At 44.5% G+C, this 18,911-nt stretch carries 20 protein-coding genes; 3 read left to right on the forward strand and 17 right to left on the reverse strand.

Features of this window, described 5'->3' with window-relative positions:
• Positions 1-43: 43 nt before the first annotated feature.
• The 5 genes from guaB to tig all read right to left on the reverse strand — a co-directional run bounded on the left by guaB (position 44) and on the right by tig (position 7,405).
• Positions 44-1,519: an IMP dehydrogenase gene (gene guaB / locus DWY79_RS18785; RefSeq protein ID WP_005853938.1), complete on the reverse strand. Its 1,476-nt coding sequence runs from the start codon at positions 1,517-1,519 to the stop codon at positions 44-46.
• A gap of 214 nt (positions 1,520-1,733) precedes the next feature.
• Positions 1,734-3,914, reverse strand: a complete 2,181-nt coding sequence (gene recQ, locus DWY79_RS18790; RefSeq protein ID WP_122370036.1) for a DNA helicase RecQ — start codon at positions 3,912-3,914, stop codon at positions 1,734-1,736.
• Positions 3,915-3,946: 32 nt separating this feature from the next.
• Complete coding sequence (clpX, locus tag DWY79_RS18795; RefSeq protein WP_122370038.1) at positions 3,947-5,179, reverse strand: ATP-dependent Clp protease ATP-binding subunit ClpX; 1,233 nt, start codon at positions 5,177-5,179, stop codon at positions 3,947-3,949.
• 21 nt (positions 5,180-5,200) lie between these two features.
• Complete coding sequence (gene clpP / locus DWY79_RS18800) at positions 5,201-5,863, reverse strand: ATP-dependent Clp endopeptidase proteolytic subunit ClpP (protein WP_005853931.1); 663 nt, start codon at positions 5,861-5,863, stop codon at positions 5,201-5,203.
• A gap of 189 nt (positions 5,864-6,052) precedes the next feature.
• Positions 6,053-7,405 carry a trigger factor gene (gene tig / locus DWY79_RS18805; protein ID WP_005853929.1) on the reverse strand — a complete coding sequence of 451 codons (1,353 nt, stop codon included), beginning with the start codon at positions 7,403-7,405 and terminating at the stop codon, positions 6,053-6,055.
• Positions 7,406-7,548: 143 nt separating this feature from the next.
• Between tig and DWY79_RS18810 the strand changes: the two genes are divergently transcribed.
• Positions 7,549-8,436 carry a CPBP family intramembrane glutamic endopeptidase gene (locus DWY79_RS18810; protein WP_005867102.1) on the forward strand — a complete coding sequence of 296 codons (888 nt, stop codon included), beginning with the start codon at positions 7,549-7,551 and terminating at the stop codon, positions 8,434-8,436.
• Here the strand turns inward: DWY79_RS18810 and lptB are convergent.
• Complete coding sequence (gene lptB, locus DWY79_RS18815; protein WP_005853924.1) at positions 8,431-9,183, reverse strand: LPS export ABC transporter ATP-binding protein; 753 nt, start codon at positions 9,181-9,183, stop codon at positions 8,431-8,433. The genes DWY79_RS18810 and lptB overlap by 6 nt on opposite strands.
• A gap of 84 nt (positions 9,184-9,267) precedes the next feature.
• A complete protein-coding gene (locus DWY79_RS18820) occupies positions 9,268-10,383 on the reverse strand; it encodes a glycoside hydrolase family 43 protein (protein ID WP_121961090.1) in 1,116 nt (371 codons plus the stop codon).
• A 175-nt stretch (positions 10,384-10,558) separates the two neighbouring features.
• Between DWY79_RS18820 and DWY79_RS18825 the strand changes: the two genes are divergently transcribed.
• Both DWY79_RS18825 and DWY79_RS18830 read left to right on the forward strand, forming a co-directional pair.
• On the forward strand, positions 10,559-11,305 hold the full coding sequence (locus tag DWY79_RS18825) for an ABC transporter permease (RefSeq protein ID WP_008773770.1): 747 nt from the start codon (positions 10,559-10,561) through the stop codon (positions 11,303-11,305).
• A 2-nt stretch (positions 11,306-11,307) separates the two neighbouring features.
• Positions 11,308-12,078, forward strand: coding sequence for an ABC transporter ATP-binding protein (locus DWY79_RS18830; protein ID WP_005853918.1), 771 nt, complete (start codon positions 11,308-11,310; stop codon positions 12,076-12,078).
• Positions 12,079-12,192: 114 nt separating this feature from the next.
• Here the strand turns inward: DWY79_RS18830 and metK are convergent, their stop codons facing one another.
• From metK to DWY79_RS22830, 10 genes are all read right to left on the reverse strand, one after another.
• The gene (metK, locus tag DWY79_RS18835; protein WP_005867099.1) at positions 12,193-13,479 is read right to left on the reverse strand and encodes a methionine adenosyltransferase; all 1,287 of its coding nucleotides are present in this window, start codon (positions 13,477-13,479) and stop codon (positions 12,193-12,195) included.
• A gap of 188 nt (positions 13,480-13,667) precedes the next feature.
• On the reverse strand, positions 13,668-13,862 hold the full coding sequence (locus DWY79_RS18840) for a hypothetical protein (protein ID WP_041525585.1): 195 nt from the start codon (positions 13,860-13,862) through the stop codon (positions 13,668-13,670).
• 30 nt (positions 13,863-13,892) lie between these two features.
• The gene (gene folK, locus DWY79_RS18845) at positions 13,893-14,351 is read right to left on the reverse strand and encodes a 2-amino-4-hydroxy-6-hydroxymethyldihydropteridine diphosphokinase (protein WP_122370040.1); all 459 of its coding nucleotides are present in this window, start codon (positions 14,349-14,351) and stop codon (positions 13,893-13,895) included.
• Between the two features lie 10 nt (positions 14,352-14,361).
• Positions 14,362-15,411 carry a tRNA preQ1(34) S-adenosylmethionine ribosyltransferase-isomerase QueA gene (gene queA / locus DWY79_RS18850; RefSeq protein ID WP_005853911.1) on the reverse strand — a complete coding sequence of 350 codons (1,050 nt, stop codon included), beginning with the start codon at positions 15,409-15,411 and terminating at the stop codon, positions 14,362-14,364.
• Positions 15,412-15,423: 12 nt separating this feature from the next.
• The gene (gene truB, locus DWY79_RS18855) at positions 15,424-16,131 is read right to left on the reverse strand and encodes a tRNA pseudouridine(55) synthase TruB (RefSeq protein ID WP_005867095.1); all 708 of its coding nucleotides are present in this window, start codon (positions 16,129-16,131) and stop codon (positions 15,424-15,426) included.
• Positions 16,132-16,134: 3 nt separating this feature from the next.
• A complete protein-coding gene (locus DWY79_RS18860; protein ID WP_005867094.1) occupies positions 16,135-16,935 on the reverse strand; it encodes an undecaprenyl-diphosphate phosphatase in 801 nt (266 codons plus the stop codon).
• Entirely contained in the window at positions 16,932-17,171 is a 240-nt protein-coding gene (locus tag DWY79_RS18865) for a DUF3098 domain-containing protein (protein WP_005853907.1), read from the reverse strand. Before DWY79_RS18865 ends, DWY79_RS18860 begins: the two co-directional genes overlap by 4 nt.
• A 27-nt stretch (positions 17,172-17,198) precedes the next feature.
• On the reverse strand, positions 17,199-18,077 hold the full coding sequence (locus DWY79_RS18870) for an ABC transporter permease (RefSeq protein WP_005853905.1): 879 nt from the start codon (positions 18,075-18,077) through the stop codon (positions 17,199-17,201).
• 167 nt (positions 18,078-18,244) lie between these two features.
• On the reverse strand, positions 18,245-18,667 hold the full coding sequence (locus tag DWY79_RS18875; protein WP_122370043.1) for a type II toxin-antitoxin system VapC family toxin: 423 nt from the start codon (positions 18,665-18,667) through the stop codon (positions 18,245-18,247).
• Positions 18,668-18,670: 3 nt separating this feature from the next.
• Positions 18,671-18,823: a hypothetical protein gene (locus DWY79_RS22830; RefSeq protein WP_008773777.1), complete on the reverse strand. Its 153-nt coding sequence runs from the start codon at positions 18,821-18,823 to the stop codon at positions 18,671-18,673.
• Positions 18,824-18,911: the final 88 nt, after the last annotated feature.

Genomic DNA, 18,911 nt, shown 5'->3' on the forward strand with positions numbered 1-18,911 from the left:
CCCATTAAATTAGTGTTTTTTATAAAACGTAAAACTTGTATTACTATTCACCGCGGCTATAATTCGGAGCCTCTTGCGTAATCGCTACGTCATGCGGATGGCTCTCTTGCACACCAGCGTTGGTGATTCGAGTAAAACGAGCTTTATGCAACTCCTCGATATTATGAGCCCCGCAATAACCCATTCCCGCACGTAAACCACCTACCATTTGGTAAATGACCTCATACAAAGAACCCTTAAACGGAACACGGGCAGCGATTCCCTCCGGAACCAGCTTCTTCACGTCATCCTCCACATCTTGGAAATACCGATCCTTGGACCCCTTTTGCATAGCTTCCAACGACCCCATTCCACGGTAAGACTTAAACTTTCGACCATTGAAGATAATCGTATCGCCCGGCGACTCCTCTACACCCGCCAACAGAGATCCCATCATCACGGAAGATCCACCAGCGGCGATCGCCTTCACGATATCACCGGAGTAACGCAAGCCACCGTCGGCGATCAAAGGCACACCAGTTCCTTCCAACGCCTTCGCCACATCGTAAATAGCCGACAACTGGGGAACACCCACACCAGCGATCACACGAGTTGTACAAATCGAACCCGGACCGATACCTACCTTCACGGCGTCCGCCCCGGCTTCCACTAAATATTTAGCAGCCTCGCCCGTAGCGATATTACCGACCACACAATCAATATGCGGATATTGCGCCTTAATCTGTTTCAAGACATCCACCACACCTTTTGAGTGACCATGTGCCGTGTCGATCACCAAAGCATCCACCCCGGCATCCACCAAAGCGGCTACACGCTCGAAGGTATTGAACGTAACGCCTACACCGGCAGCTACACGCAAACGACCTTTCGAATCCTTGCAAGCCTTCGGTTTATCTTTCGCTTTCGTTATATCTTTATAGGTAATCAAGCCGATCAACTTATTATGGCTATCGACCACCGGTAACTTCTCGATCTTATGTTCCTGAAGGATCTGAGCGGCGGCCTCCATATCCGTAGATTGTCCGGTTACGACCAAATTCTCTTTCGTCATCACCTCATCGATAGAGCGGTTCATATCCTTTTCGAAACGCAAGTCACGGTTCGTCACGATACCAACCAAATACCCGCCTTCATCCACCACGGGAATACCGCCAATCTTATATTCAGCCATCATTGCCAAGGCATCCGCCACACGTTTGCCCTTCGTGATAGTCACCGGATCATAGATCATTCCATTCTCCGCACGTTTAACGGTCTGGACCTGCTTTGCCTGCTCGGCGATCGTCATGTTTTTATGAATCACACCAATACCTCCCTCACGGGCGATAGCGATAGCCAACTTGGCCTCGGTAACCGTATCCATAGCGGCCGACACCATCGGTATATTCAATGTGATATTACGTGAAAACTTTGTCGTGAGATCGACATTACGAGGAAGAACTTCCGAATAAGCTGGGATTAACAATACATCGTCAAACGTTAACCCATCCATAACTACCCTGTCTGCAATAAATGACATAGAACTTATGCTTTAAAAATTATTGCGCGCAAATATACGACTTTTCACGCAATAAATCGATACGGGAGAAATTAAAAATTCGATTCGGAAGGAAATAAACTTTCATCCGAACGAAAACAAAATTCCTTCCGAAGGAAAAATAAATCTCTTTCGGAAGGAACAATAAGCTTCTTTATTTGTTTTTTCTTTAGAGTGGAACCGGGCCACCCTTCCATTAGTTTGCCATTTCAGACAAGAACTTGATACGGACCAAGCGAATCTCCTCTTCCGTATAGTCACCGCCTAATTCCTCGATGGCGTCTTCCAGACCGTCGGTCTCCGAATCCTTGAAATACTCGTAAATATCCTCGATATGATCCTCATCCATCACATCATTCAAGAAATAATCGATATTGATACGTGTACCGGAATATACGATCGCCTCGATCTCATCCAAAAGCTCGGTGAACTCAAGTCCGTTAGTCAACGCGATCTCGTCCAGCGCCACCTTACGGTCGATCCGCTGAATGATTGAGACCTTCAACTTGGACTTATTAGCGACCGTACGTACGCGCAAATCCTCCGGACGCTCAATCTCGTTCTCCTCTACATGTTTCTTGATCAACTCAATGAACTCCTTGCCATAACGTTTCGCCTTACCAGCGCCCACTCCCGGGATATTCTGCAACTCGTCCAACGTGATCGGATAAGTAGTAGCCATAGCCTCCAAAGAGGGATCTTGGAAAATCACGAAAGGCGGAACTTCCAACCGCTTGGATAATTTCTTACGCAAATCCTTCATCATGGAATAAAGAACCGGGTCTACCGCACAAGAGGCTCCCCCACGAACCGGAACTTCCTCTTCCTCTTCCTCGAATTCATTGTCCTCGGTAATCTTGAACGATACCGGCTTCTTTATGAACCCCTTACCTTTTTCCGTGATTTTCAGCAAACCATAATTCTCAATATCCTTCGCTAAATAGCCAGCGATTAAAGCCTGGCGAATAACGGCGTTCCAAGTTTTATCATCCTCGTCCTGTCCGGAACCGAAGACCTCTAATTCATTGTGCTTGTAATTTTGGATTTCGGAGGTTTCGTTACCTACCAAAATATTTACGATATAATCTGCCTTAAACTTTTCTTTCAACGTACTGATAACCTCCAGTACCGCACTTAACAATTCCTTCGCTTCCACCTGCTTCTTTGGGTTCAAACAATTATCACAATTACCACAATTATCTTCCAGGTATTCCTCACCGAAATAATGCAATAGCACTTTTCTCCGGCAGACGGAAGTCTCGGCATAGGCCGCAGTCTCTAAAAGCAACTGTTTGCCGATTTCCTGTTCGGCCACGGGCTTTCCTTGCATGAATTTCTCCAATTTTTGCAAGTCCTTATAAGCATAGAAAGCGATACATTGGCCTTCTCCGCCATCCCTACCGGCACGACCGGTTTCCTGGTAATAACCTTCTAGGCTCTTCGGGATATCGTAATGAATCACATAACGGACATCCGGCTTGTCGATACCCATACCGAAAGCGATCGTAGCCACGATCACATCCGCCTGTTCCATCAGGAAGGCATCCTGATTGGCGGAACGTACTTGCGAATCCATTCCCGCATGGTAAGGCAACGCCTTTATCCCGTTGGCTTTCAAGATGTCGGCAAATTCCTCCACCTTTTTACGGCTCAAACAATATACGATACCCGATTTACCCTCGTTGGCTTTAATATACTTAATGATCTCGCGGTCTATATTCGTTCCTTTCGGACGAACCTCATAATACAAATTAGAGCGGTTGAAGGATGATTTAAAGACTGTAGCGTCTATCATACCCAGATTCTTCTGGATATCGTGCTGCACCTTAGGTGTGGCGGTAGCGGTCAGAGCGATTAACGGACGTTTACCGATCTCATTGATAATCGGACGGATTCTTCGATATTCCGGACGGAAATCATGTCCCCATTCCGAGATACAATGCGCCTCGTCCACCGCATAGAAAGAGATCTTTACCTGACGCAGAAAATCCACGTTCTCTTCCTTGGTCAAGGACTCCGGTGCTACATACAGCAACTTGGTACGTCCTGATAATATATCCGATTTCACCTGGTCGATAGCCGACTTATTCAAAGAGGAATTGATAAAATGGGCGACCCCATCTTCCTCACTGAAATTCCGCATCGCGTCCACCTGATTCTTCATCAAAGCGATCAACGGAGATATCACGATCGCGGTTCCTTCCATTAGTATGGATGGTAATTGATAACAAAGGGATTTACCTCCCCCCGTCGGCATTAATACAAAAGTATCCTTCCCGGCCAGCACGTTCTCAATAATAGCCTTCTGGTTCCCCTTAAAGGTACCGAAGCCAAAGTGCCGATTTAGCTCTTCTGTTAAATGATCCTTCTTTGCCATACTTCGTATTATTTATAGTAAACCGCCTACGTTTACGCGACCTGTAAACGGTTCACGTCCGATTTTTCAAATTTCTCTTTCGCATACTCCAACGTTACATGGAGTTCCTTTACTTTTTGAGATGGCATACTGTACATAGCGTCCATCATCACGGCTTCTACGATTGAACGTAACCCACGGGCACCCAGCTTAAACTCAAGCGCCTTATCCACGATAAACTCATAGACTTTCTCATCGAACGTCAGCTTAATGCCATCCATCTCGAACAATTTGACATATTGCTTGATAATGGAGTTCTTCGGCTCGGTCAAGATGCTACGAAGCGTATCACGATCCAGCGGATTCAGATACGTGAGGATAGGTAAACGACCGATAATCTCCGGGATCAAGCCAAACGACTTCAAATCAGTCGGGGTGATGTATTTCAGTAAATTATTCCGGTCTACGGTAGCCGTACCCAAACTAGCCGAATAACCGACCACACGGGTATTTAAGCGTTGAGCAATCTTCTTTTCGATTCCATCGAAAGCACCACCGCAAACGAACAGGATATTCTTCGTATCCACCGCAATCATCTTTTGCTCCGGATGCTTACGTCCCCCCTGAGGAGGCACATTCACGATCGATCCTTCTAGAAGTTTCAGCAAACCTTGCTGTACACCCTCACCGCTGACATCCCGAGTGATAGACGGATTATCGCTCTTACGTGCGATCTTATCGATCTCATCGATGAAGACAATACCCCGTTGGGCCGCCTCCACATCATAATCCGCCGCTTGCAATAGCCGGGTCAAGATACTCTCGATATCCTCCCCCACGTAACCTGCCTCGGTAAGTACCGTAGCGTCCACGATAGCGAACGGGACATGCAATAACTTAGCGATCGTACGGGCTAACAAAGTCTTGCCCGTACCGGTAGCGCCCACCATGATAATATTAGATTTCTCAATCTCCACATCGTCGGCGGTAACCTTTTGAAGTAAACGCTTGTAATGGTTGTACACCGATACCGACAGATAACGCTTCGCGTCATCCTGCCCGATCACGTACTGATCCAAGAAAGTCTTGATATCTTCCGGTTTAGGCAGATCTTTCTGCTTCAAACCAAAAGAAGTTTTCTTACCTCCTGTCTGCTCCTTTACGATCTCATACGCCTGCCGGGCACAATCATCGCAAATACAACCAGAGATCCCATTGATAAGCAAATTAACATCACGGCTACTCCTGCCGCAAAACGTACATGTATCGCCTGTTGTTTTGGCCATAGTTTCTTATTGTTGTTTTTGTTATTTACGTGTTAAAACATCGTCGATCATGCCATACTTTTTCGCTTCCTCCGCAGTCATCCAGAAATCACGGTCGCCATCGCGCTCGATCTCCTCATAGGGTCTACCTGAATGATCCGAGATTATGGTGTACAGTTCTTTCTTAACCTTCAAGATCTCGCGAGCGGTAATCTCGATGTCTGAGGCCTGTCCTTGTACGCCGCCAAGCGGTTGATGGATCATTACACGGGAGTGCTTCAAGCCGAAACGTTTTCCCTTGGTTCCCGCCACCAATAAGACAGACGCCATAGAGGCGGCCATACCCGTACAAATCGTAGATACGTCGCTGGAAATAAACTGCATCGTGTCGTAAATGCCGTAGCCCGCATATACAGAGCCACCCGGCGAATTGATATAAATAGAGATGTCCTTTCCGGGATCACTGGAATCCAGATACAACAACTGCGCTTGAATCACGTTAGCGGTATAATCATCCACTTGCGTGCCCAAGAAAATAATACGGTCCATCATCAACCGAGAGAAGACATCCATTTGAGCGACATTCAGCTGTCGTTCCTCTATAATTGTCGGGGAGATATAGCTACTGGAGATGTTCATATAACTATCCAGAGCCGTACCACTCATACCTAAATGCTTTGTAGCATACTTTCTAAAATCTTCCATATTTTCTCCTATCTTTTATTTACCGAGAAGACGTAAAAAGGGATTTCCCTCTGTGACTTAACGGAAAAACAAAGTTATAAATAAATTTCTGAAAGAAACAATTTATTTCGCTATCCGCTAAGATATTTTTAGAGAGAAATCCCTTTTTTGATATAAAACAACCTCCTAAGAGGCCGAGTAAAGATCTTTTTATTCAAAAAGTTTGTTGAACTCGTCAGCGGTTACCTCCTTAACATCAAGTTCCACTTGCTCTTTCAACCAAGCAGCCAATTTCTCCTCAACCGCACGGTCGATGATGTTCTGAAGTGTTTGCTTATTTTTCAACATGTCTTTAGCGTAGTTGTCAAGTACATCTTCCGGTACAGACAACATGCCGTATTGAGCGAACTGAGCCTTAGCCACACGTTTAGCGAAGTTCTCGATGTCAGCGTCCTCAACCTTCAAGCCGTTCTTCTTAACCAAGTTCTCCTTGATCAACTGATATTTCAAATCCTGAAGGATCTGAGGGAAGTCCTCGTCGATCTTCTCTTTCGTATTCTTCTCGTTAGCGGCAAGCAACCAGCGTTTCAATAAATCGTCAGCGAAATTCAACTCGCCAGCTCTCTCAACCAACATATCACGAGTGTCTGTCAAGAACTTGAAGTCACTCTGAGGAGCGAATTGCTCAGCCAAAGCTTCCTTGATCTTGTTCTTGAACTCTTCCTCGCTAGTAACCACGTTCTCGCCAAATACCTTGTCGAACAACTCTTGGTTCATCTCAGCATCTTTATGACGGGTGATCTCCTTGATCTCGAAGCTGAAGTCGCCTGTAGTCTCAGCCACTTTCTCCTTATCGATCTTCAAGAAAGAAGCGATCTCTGCCTCAGCACCCTCATAAGCCTTATTCGGGTTGAATACCACTACGGCATTTACTTTAGCACCGATAAACTTAGCTTTTTCTTCCTCATCCTTGATATACATAGGCATCAAGACAGCGTCCTCCACAACGATACCACCTTCTTTCGGGGCACCATTCTCAAGCTCGGCTACCGTACCTTTTACCATATCTTTTTCCTCAACCTCGTCTACCTTGTCGTAAGAACCGAAGTTTGAGCGATAAGCGTTTACTTGGTTATTTAGCATTTCTTCATCGATAGCGACTTGATAGAACGGAAGTTTATCGTTCTTGCTCAACTCGATATTGATCTCCGGAGCCAAAGCCACGTCAAAACAGAATTCGAAATCCTCTTCCTTATCGAAATCCAACGGCTTTTGCTCTGTCTCGTTAGGCATCGGCTCGCCTAAGATATGCAAATCGTTCTCACGGATATACTTGAACAGATTCTCAGAAACTAATTTGTTTATCTCCTCTACCAGCACGTGCTTTCCGTACATTTTTTTAACCATGCCCATAGGAACCATGCCCTTACGGAAACCCGGTACATTGGCTTTCTGACGAAGGCTACGCAGGCTCTTGTCTACCTGATCAGCATAGTCAGCTTTCACTATTTCTAATTTCACGATACCGCTTACGGCATCATTGTTTTTAAGCGAAACGTTCATTCTGAATGATTTATTTAATTAATAGTCGTATCGAATTTTAGGTCGCAAAATTAGACTTATTCTTTTAATCGTGCAAATTTTGATCTGTTTTTATTCTTTTGTTTATATTTGGCGGCAATTATTTACCCTTTGAATGAATCATTATGAGAATAAAAGGAATATATGCTACCCGTCCGGCGGTAATCCAACTTTTGATCCTCCTGCTATTCTTATTGGCTGGAGCCGTTTTATCATCTATTATATCCACGGGCTTATTACTCGCGACCCACGGTTTACAGGCTGATATAACCCAAGACGCTAATTTAATGAGGCTCATTCAGTTCATCTCGGCGATCTGTACCTTTTTGCTACCATCTATCGCCATGGCTTGGACATGTAGTGACAATCCCCGCCATTATCTATCAGTCAAGAAAATCACAGACGGCAGGATCTGGATTCTCACCTTAGTTTGCATGTTCTTATTTTCTCCGGTTATCAATTTGCTAGGATTGCTCAACAAGCAGATGGAGTTACCCGCGTTTATGGCTCCTATCGAGGAATGGATGCGGGCGCAAGAAACCCTCGCCGAACAACTGACGACGATCCTGTTATCCAGCGATAGCGTTTGGGTAATCCTGGCCAACCTTATCGTTATCGCCGTTACGGCCGGGATAACCGAGGAGTTCCTGTTCAGAGGAGCCTTGCAACGAGTGATCGGGAAATGGACCTCCAACCCTCATACGATCATATGGGTCGCCGCCATACTATTTAGCGCCTTCCATTTACAATTTTACGGATTCTTGCCCCGGATGATACTCGGAGCCTATTTCGGCTATCTACTCTATTGGAGCAAAAGCATCTGGATACCGGTGTTCGCCCACTTTGTCAATAATGCTTTCGCCGTAATAGGGATGTCGGACAGTCGTCTCAAGGATAACGAGTTTATCACAGGCAATATTCCCGCCGAGCATCTTTTGGACTTTTGTCTTATCGCCGCCTTATCTTTCCTGCTGTTCATACTGGTAAACAGGCGATTGAAACGGCTGCTATAAGTCTTTCTTACGCAGCACGAAGTCTTTTCCCAAATATTTCTCGCGCACGATCTCGTTCTCGGCTAGTTGTTCGGCGGTTCCTTGGAAAAGGACTTTTCCCTCGAACAAAAGATAGGCCCGGTCACAAATACTCAATGTCTCGTATACATTGTGGTCGGTAATCAAGATTCCGATATTCTTATGTTTCAAGCGAGCCACGATTGTCTGGATATCTTGTACGGCGATCGGGTCTACACCGGCGAAAGGCTCATCCAACATAATGAACTTCGGATCGATCGCCAGACAGCGGGCAATTTCCGCACGACGCCGCTCTCCACCCGAAAGCTGGTCTCCCAAGTTTTTACGAACCTTATTCAAACCGAACTCTGAAATCAAACTTTCCAGTTTCTCTTTTTGGTACTCAACGCTACGTCCCGTCATCTCCAAGACCGAGCGGATATTATCTTCCACCGTCATTTTCCGGAAAATCGAAGCCTCTTGCGCCAGATAGCCAATGCCGTTGCGAGCCCGCTTATAGACCGGGAATTTCGTAATCTCCATGTCATTCAAGAAGATCTTACCCTCGTTAGGAGTGACCAAACCTACTGTCATATAAAAGGTGGTCGTCTTTCCCGCTCCGTTCGGACCAAGCAAACCAACGATCTCCCCTTGTTTCACGTTAATCGATACATGATTCACGACCGTACGAGTCCTATATTTCTTTACCAAGTCCTCCGTACGGAGCACCATTCGTTGTTCGTCTGACATAAGCTACTTAAAAATTTAACGCGAATGTACGTGATAATCCGCAGATCTACATCACATACATTCGCAAAAAAGCGATAAGAGAATTTAATAACTCCACTCAGATTGCCACTCGATCACGGGTTGCTCCCCCTCGAATCGGATAGGAAGCCAGATATAACGTCCGTCTATAGCGTTCTCCGGAGTCCAACGATCTCCCATATAAATAAAGCGATCCGCATGGCCGGGTACAGGCAATACGTACGTGCTCTGAGAATAAAACGACACCTCCGAGTTCTCTCCCCTAAACGGATTTTCCAATTCCTTCCAAGGTCCCCAAATCGAGGTAGCGACCGCCGATCGTCCCGCATTCGGAGCCCAGCCCGTACAGCCGGACATAATCAAATAATATTTCCCCTTCTGTTTGAACAAGGCTGGAGCTTCCATGAAACGCCCCGGGAAGAAACGGGCGTACTTACCGGAATAACTCGTATAATCATCGGTCAGCTGCGATATATGCAAGGTACTATTCTCTTCCGAGGAATAAATATGATAAGCGATGCCATCGTCATCCACGAAAAGGTTCATATCCCTAGCCATTTGTCCGGAGATCTGGTCACGCCCCAATAAATTCAAGCTATCCGGATGGGCTGGTAACTCTCCACCGCTAAAACGTAGATCTGCGGAAAGCGTACAAGGTTGCTTATGTAGTTCCTGTACATTAACCGGCCAAAAACCGGCATTCGGACGGAAAGCGTTTACGAACGAGTAAGGCCCCGCCACGTTTTTACTGACAGCCACTCCACTCAATGCTCCCGAATAGCCAGCACCTCTCGGCTCTAAATGAAACCACATTACATATTGATCATTCTTTTTATTATAAATCACTTTCGGACGCTCCAACACGCATCCCTTAGCAATATGGCTCGTCGTATCATCCGGCACGACCGATAAGGCGATTCCCTCGTCTTTCCAATTATATAAATCTTTCGACGAATAGCAATGAACGCCTACTTGAGCCAGATTTCCAGCCGAGCCCTCCGTTTTATGCTCACCAAACCAATAATAAGTATCCCCGACCCGTAGAATACCGCCACCATGAGCGTTTATATGTACCCCTTTATCATCCGGCCAAACTTCCCCCGGCTTAAAAGAAAGATCCTTCCGCTGGCAAGCCACACATAAACACAGCAAGCCGATCACTCCTAAAAGAATTCGCTTCATAAAAGTATTTTTTAGTATTTAAGAAAGCAAATATAGTTAAAAAAGAGGGATGTGGCAAACTTTAATATCATAGGATTTACAAATAAAACCAATCTTGTTTCTAAGATGTTATATGGTTATTAGTGGATTTTACGCTATCTTTGCAAATTGAAATCAGAAATTTATCAAGATAAAAATGAATAAAGCATTACACAGAATGGGTGAGTATACCCTACTGATGATGAAGAGTATAACACTTCCAGACCGGTGGAGTATGTTCTTTAAGCAATTGATCAAAGAGATATACAAGCTAGGCGTGGATTCTCTTTGGATTGTCATAATCATCTCGGTCTTTATCGGTACGGTTATCGCCATCCAGATCTCCTTGAATATCAGTTCCCCCTTGATTCCTAAGTTTACGATCGGCTATACCACCCGTGAGATTATCTTGCTGGAATTCTCTTCCTCTATCATGGCACTAATCCTAGCGGGTAAAGTAGGCAGTAATATCGCCTCCGAGATCGGAACCATGCGAGTCACCGAGCAGATAGACGCCATGGAAATCATGGGTGTTAATTCCGCCAATTTCCTGATCCTTCCGAAAATGCTCGGTTTGATGATCTTTATTCCGGTATTGGTTATCTTCAGTATGTTCACCGGTATCATGGGCGGCATATTCGCCAGTTACTCAACGAGTACGGGAATGACTCCTTCCTCGTTCGAGTACGGTTTGCAATTCTACTTCAACGAGTTTTACATTTGGTATTCTATTATCAAATCCGTAGTATATGCGTTCATCATCTCATCCATCGCCGCCTATTTTGGCTATAACGTAAAGGGAGGCGCCCTAGAGGTAGGTAAGGCAAGTACGAATGCCGTGGTCATGAGCAGTATCATGATTTTACTTGCCGACGTAATATTAACCCATTTAATGCTTACTTAAAAATGATCGAAGTTAAGAATATAACGAAGTCTTTCGATGGACGTGTCGTCTTGAAAGATATAAGTACGACGTTCGAGGATGGTAAGACGAATCTGATCATCGGACGAAGCGGTTCGGGTAAAACGGTAATGATCAAGAATATCATCGGGTTAATGAAACCTGATACCGGACAGATATTATACGACGGCAGAGACTTGATCACGATGAACAAGCATGAGTTAAATATGCTGCGTCGGGAAATGGGTATGTTGTTCCAAGGTTCCGCTTTATTCGACAGCATGACGGTAATGGAAAACGTAATGTTTCCTTTAGATATGTTCTCTAAAGACTCAACGAAAGAGCGCAGGAAACGTGCGGAATTCTGTTTGGAACGTGTAAACCTGTCCGAGGCCGGACATCTATATCCTTCCGAGATCAGTGGAGGTATGATGAAACGTGCCGCCATCGCAAGAGCGATCTCCCTAAATCCTAAATACCTGTTCTGCGATGAGCCGAACTCCGGACTAGACCCCAAGACTTCTCTATTGATTGATGATTTGATTCACGACATTACGGTGGAGTACAATATGACGACCGTTATCAATACCCACGACATGAACTCCGTGATGAATATTGGTGATAATATCATCTTTATTAAGGAAGGCGTGAAGGAATGGCAAGGAACAAAAGAGCAGGTAATCACCTCTAATAACCAAGCGTTGAACGATTTCATCTTTGCGTCCGACCTGTTCAGGAAAGTAAAAGAAGTAGAAATGCTCCAAGAGGAAGGGTAAGTTAACATACTTGGCAAAGTATCTTAACTTCATCGGCTAAGTATCTTAACTTAAATGGCAAAGTATCTTAACATACTTCGCCATTTAAGCCAGCTTACCTTTTCCACTTATTTTTTATAGACCAAACACGTCCTTGATCTTATCTGCATAATCCAATTTCTCCCATGTGAATAACTCCACATCACAAGTAACCGGCTTCTGCAAATAACGGGAAGAGAATGTCTTCGTCACCGTCTGGGGTTTGCGTCCCATATGACCATAAGAAGCGGTCTCGAAATAAATCGGGTTACGCAATTTCAAACGCTCCTCGATCGCTTTCGGACGCATATCGAAGATATCCCAGATCTTAGCGGCGATCTCTCCGTCTGTCATATTCACCTTTGCACGGCCAAAAGTATTCACGAAAATATTCATCGGTTTAGCCACACCGATCGCATAAGACACCTGTACCAGCATCTCATCCGCCACACCGGCAGCAACCATATTCTTAGCGATATGACGAGCGGCATAAGCAGCCGAACGATCTACCTTAGAAGGGTCCTTTCCAGAGAAAGCACCACCGCCATGAGCACCTTTACCACCGTATGTATCCACGATGATCTTACGGCCGGTCAAACCGGTATCACCGTGAGGACCACCGATCACGAACTTACCGGTCGGGTTCACGTGATAAATGATATTATCATTAAACAAAGCCTGTACATGAGCCGGATATTGAGCCTTCACACGAGGTATCAATATCTTCTTCACGTCTAAGGCAATCCTCTTTTGCATAGCCTCATCCGCTTCCTTCTGTGAAATACCTTTCGGACCGATAAACTCATCATGCTGCGTGGATACCACAATCGTATCGATACGCAATGGCTTACCGTTATCATCGTATTCAATCGTAACCTGACTCTTAGCGTCCGGACGTAAATAAGGCATCAAATCCGGTTCTTCCTTACGGATCTTCGCCAATTCCCATAATAAACTATGAGATAAGTCCAACGCCAAAGGCATGTAATTCTCAGTCTCATTAGTAGCATAACCGAACATCATACCTTGGTCGCCGGCACCCTGCTCATAGGGATCCGCACGCTCTACGCCACGGTTGATGTCGCCACTCTGCTCATGGATAGAAGAGAACACACCACATGACTTCGCTTCAAACTGGTACTCGCTTTTCGTGTAACCAATCTTCTCGATCACGCCACGTGCCACTTCCTGCACATCCACATACGCACTTGATTTAACTTCTCCAGCCAAGACAACCTGTCCGGTTGTAACAAGGGTTTCGCAAGCAACTTTCGAATTCTTGTCGTACGCCAAGAACTCATCCAGCAAAGCATCCGATATTTGATCGGCTACTTTATCGGGGTGCCCTTCAGACACCGATTCGGAGGTGAATAAATAACTCATCGTTTTAAATTGAAAAGATTACTAATCTATGACTGAATTGAACTTGGAAGGATTTTTCTGCCGGACGGCAACGAAAAGGATATGTTTTTAGCATTTTTTCCCGTGGTTGCAAGCAATACAAATCTATCCACGTCAATTCATTCGCAAAGATACGCAATAATTGAGAATTGAAAGTTGAAAATTGAAAATTATTTCTTCTTTTTGGAATTACGTAAGGCTTTTTTATATTTAAAACCGGCCTTCCATTTCGCTGAATCAGAGCCATGTGTCCCTTTCAGAAAATCAGAGAACTTGATTTTCTTACCATTCGGATCTTCCGCTTCGCCTTTCGCTTTCTTGAAGACGATCCCTTGCGTCATCGCTTTATTAATTTCTTTATTCATAACTCAAATCTCGTAGTTCATAATTAAAACTTATAATTCGGATAAAAGTTCACGCATCGTCTTGCCAAACACAGGATGTTTCACCAACGGAGCTACTTCTGCCAACGGTTCCATAACAAACGACCGTTTGTGCATCAGAGGGTGCGGTAGCGTCAGCCGCTCCGTATGCAGGATTTGCTCATCCACCATTAACAGATCAATATCGATGATACGGTCATGATACGCACCGTCACTTTTTTCGATACGTCCCATCTCGATCTCGATCAAACAGGTAGCGTCTAATAATTCCATAGGGGAAAGTTCCGTCGTCATAACGATCACGGCGTTCAAGAAAGTGTTGTCCGATTCAAATCCCCAAGGCTCCGTCTCATACATATCAGAAAGGGCAAGAACATCTCCCACCCTTTCAGCCAACAGCGCCGCCGCTGTCACCAAATTTCCTCGTTTATTGCCTACGTTCGTACCTAATCCAAGGTAAGCTGTCGCCATAGAAACCGGATTAAAGGATTAGCATAGCGTCGCCGTAAGCACCGAAACGATATTTCTCTTTCAAAGCGATATCGTAAGCGTCCATGATCAACTCATAACCACCGAAAGAAGCTGTCATCATCAATAATGTAGACAACGGCATGTGGAAATTTGTCACCATGCTGGTAGCCACGCTGAAATCATACGGAGGGAAGATAAACTTATTCGTCCAGCCCTCGAACTCTTTCAGATGACCATCCGTACTTACGGCCGTCTCGATCGCACGCATCACGGAAGTTCCAACCGCACAAACCTTGTGCCCCTCATCCTTTCCCTTGTTCACGATATCCACTACATCGGCATTTACGACCATTTGCTCAGAATCCATCTTATGCTTTGTCAAATCTTCCACGTCGATCTCACGGAAATTACCCAAGCCCGAATGCAATGTCAAGAAAGCGAACTGGCAATCCTTGATCTCCAAGCGTTTCATCAACTCACGGCTAAAATGCAATCCTGCGGCAGGAGCCACAACCGCACCTTCTTCCGCGGCGAAAATATTCTGATAACGATCCTCGTCTTCCGGTTCCACCTCACGTTCGATATACTTAGGCAGCGGAGTCTCGCCCAAGGCATACAAAGCCTTCTTAAACTCGTCGTGGTTCCCGTCATATAAGAAACGGAGCGTACGACCACGCGAAGTCGTATTATCAATTACCTCCGCGACCATGGAATCATCCTCGCCAAAGTATAACTTATTACCGATACGGATCTTACGAGCCGGATCCACCAATACGTCCCACAAACGTAAGTCCTCGTTCAGCTCGCGCAACAAGAACACCTCGATACGCGCCCCTGTTTTCTCCTTGTTACCGTACAAGCGAGCGGGGAACACTTTCGTGTTATTAAAGATAAACACGTCACCTTTTCCATAATAGTCTAGAATATCCTTGAATTCGCGATGCTCGATCTCACCTGTATCACGATGAACGACCATCAACCTCGACTCATCTCTGTTCTTCGCCGGATGTAAAGCGATTAATTCCGACGGTAAGTTAAATTTGAATTTCGAAAGCTTCATAATGCACTCTATTTATTTTTCTTCTTCTATTTTTACCACATTCTTCTCTAAGAAATCATCGATCTCCTCCGGAGACATACACATATCCAAGGTTACCTCTCCGATGCGAGTCCGTTCCAATCCAATCAAATGAGCGCCAGAATCCAAGGCCTTCCCGATATCACGAGCCAACGCACGAATATAGGTACCTTTGCTACATACCACCCGTATCTTTATAACAGGCAAATCACACTCCAGCAACTCCAGTTCGTCTATAACCAATGTCTTGGATTTTAGTTCAACCTCCTCTCCTTTCCGGGCTAGCTCATAAGCACGTTTACCTTCGATTTTGCAAGCGGAGAACACCGGGGGAATCTGTTGGATCGTACCCACGAATGTCTTTAAAACCTCCTCCACGAGCTCACGGGTTATATGTTCCGTGGGATACACGGCGTCTATCTCTTTCTCCAAATCGAAAGACGGGGTAGTCTCTCCCAACTTCAACGTAGCGATATATTCCTTCGTCTGATATTGAAACTCATCGATCCGCTTCGTAGCCCTTCCGGTACAAACGATCATCACACCTGTAGCCAAGGGATCCAGTGTCCCCGCATGTCCAACTTTAATCTTCTTTACCTTCAGTTTCCGACTTAGCTTATAGCGAAATTTATTAACTAGGTCAAAAGAAGTCCACGTTAGCGGTTTATTAAAATATAAAATCTCTCCAGCTATAAAATCCATTCTTTATTTCAGTAATGTACAAGCAATTGTCACCAATCCCGCGATCGCGCAATAGATAGCGAAATAAATCAGTTTCCCCTTTTTCACGATGTTGATCATCCATTTACAGGCCACGCAACCGGAAACAAAAGCGGCCACGAAACCTACCGCTAATGATAACGCGGGAATGCTCCCGGCCACATCTTCACCTTTCACCATCTTCATCACATCCAACAAAGCCTCTCCCAAGATCGGAGGTATTACCATCAAGAAAGAGAACTGGGCTAGTTTCGCCTTATTATTTCCCAATAACAAACCGGTAGCGATCGTTGATCCGGAACGTGACAAACCCGGCATCACGGCGCAAGCCTGAGCCAGACCGATAATAAAAGCGTCTTTCATCGAGATCGACTCTTTCTGGCGTGGTTTGGCATAATACGAAAATGCCAGCAAAGCCGCCGTCAATAGCAGCATACAACCAACGACCAATAAACCCGATCCAAAGATTTGTTCTACCGTATCTTTAAAGAATACCCCAACGATCCCGATCGGAATCATGGAAATCAAGATATTGATCACATACTTCGTCTCCGCGTTCATCTGAAATTTAAACAAACCACGGAATATCCAATCGATTTCCTTCCATAAAACCACTAACGTACTAAATACGGTCGCCACATGTACGACGATCGTAAACGCGAGATTCTCCTCTCCCTCTATACCAAACAAAGCTGAGCCAATCGCTAAATGACCGCTACTGCTCACCGGCAGATATTCGGTCAATCCCTGTACGATACCCAGTATCAAGGCCTCAAACCAACTCATTCTGTTACTTCTTTATCTTTGCTATTCTTCAAGATTCCAAAAATCATCATCACGAAACCGATAACCGTAACCACCGGAGCTACCACGATACGGCGGGCGCTGAATATATCGGGATTGAACGTATTATCCCCGGAACCTCCACCACTCATCAATATGAAACCAAGCACGATGCAGGCAACCGCTACCGCAATCAGTATAAAATTCTCTTTTCCGAAAGCAAAATCTCTTTTAGCCATCTTTCTCAACTCTTTATTATTCGTACATTAAATATAATACAACTTATCGACCCCCATCCGCAAATATTTATTCACGGCAAAAATGGTCGCGATCACGGACAAGACAATACCTAAAGCAAACACTGCCACATAAACCAATAATAATGTTTGCATATCCAATATCTGGATAAAACCTTTCAATTCATTTTGCAAGTAATATAACGCTCCGGTTAGCATCAATATTGCCAAGATAGAGGCGAAAATGCCACTTACTATGTTATATTTCACAAAAGGCCTACGTATAAAGCCGGAAGTAGCCCCCACTAGCTTCATCGTATGAATTAAGAATCGTTTGGAATAAATCAACAGGCGGATCGTATTACTGATCAACACGAACGAGATAATCATCAGTACCGCAGCCAAGGTTAGCAGGATCAAGCCCAACCGCTTCATATTATTATGGACCATCTCCATCATATCCTTTCGGTAAAGCAGCTCCGAGACCGACGTATAGTTTCTAATCTTCTTCTCTATCACTTGGAGGCTATCGGGGTTGGCGTACTCCGAATGCAGTTTCACCTCAATCGAGGCCTGTAAAGGGTTAAAGCCTAAGAAGGTTTCCGGATTCTCGCCCAGTTCTTCTTCCAACTCTTTCGCGGCTTGCTCTTTCGATATATACTCGGTTGATTTTATAAAAGGAAGAGCATCCAAGCTCTTCTGCATTTTCTTTATTTCAGTTTCTTTTTGGTTATCTTTCAGCACGATGGAGAAAGATAAGTTCTCTTTCACATAAACGGAGAGTTTATTACCCAACATCCCTATCAATAGAATGAGTCCTAGCAAGAATAGTACCAAGGAGATACTAATAACAGACGTAAGCCGGGAGTTAAAGAAAGAAACAGAACTAACTTTTTTATTTTCAGCCATCAGACTCTCACTTATTAACGTTAAATAAATTAAGGAGATGCGTACAGAGAACACACCTCCCAATTTTCTTGCAAAAGAACGAATAAAATAAGTAAGCCGAAAGGGTTTTAGAATATTTAACCTCTACAACTCTAACAAAGGCTATTCGTACATATACAATATATAGATTATTTCTGATTGAATACCAAGTCCAACCCTTGACTTCTATAGAATCCGAAACGGGTATCACTTGAAATAAGCGGTAGATGTTCCGTTATGGCATGCGCAATAATTACGTGGTCTGAGGGATCTTTGTGTCCCTGCGCCTCATTGATCTCCATATGCGCATACGTTTGCATATGTTCTTTTTTCAATGGCAATATTTTCACATAAAACTCCTTTTCTATGGCGACGATCATCGCTTCTGCCGACTTCCATCGTTTAGAACACAGTCCTTTATTTCGATAAGCGACAATCAGCTCACGTATGGACTCGGCACTTATATAAAGAAGGGTTTCCGGTTCTTGGATAATAGCCGCGACATCTTTACTTAAGCATTCCACATCCGTAGATAAATAAACGAAAATATTGGTATCTATAAGATATCTCATGCCTTACAATAAGAATTGAGGATCATTTACAATCAAAGATCCTTTAAGCCTCATTGCTGCTTCCCATGTCTTACTTACCTTTCTTTTTCCAGTCTTCGCCACAGTTGTTTTAGTTTTGGCATTTTCTTCCTTTTTCTTTTCTTCATTTTTTTCCATAAGGCTTTCTGTTTTAATTTTCTATGATACAAAGATAACGTTTTATTTAATTATATCAGAACAAAAACAGATAAAGTAAAGCTTATAG

Source organism: Parabacteroides sp. AF27-14 (assembly GCF_003635425.1).
In the GTDB taxonomy this organism is placed as follows: Bacteria; Bacteroidota; Bacteroidia; order Bacteroidales; family Tannerellaceae; genus Parabacteroides; species Parabacteroides distasonis.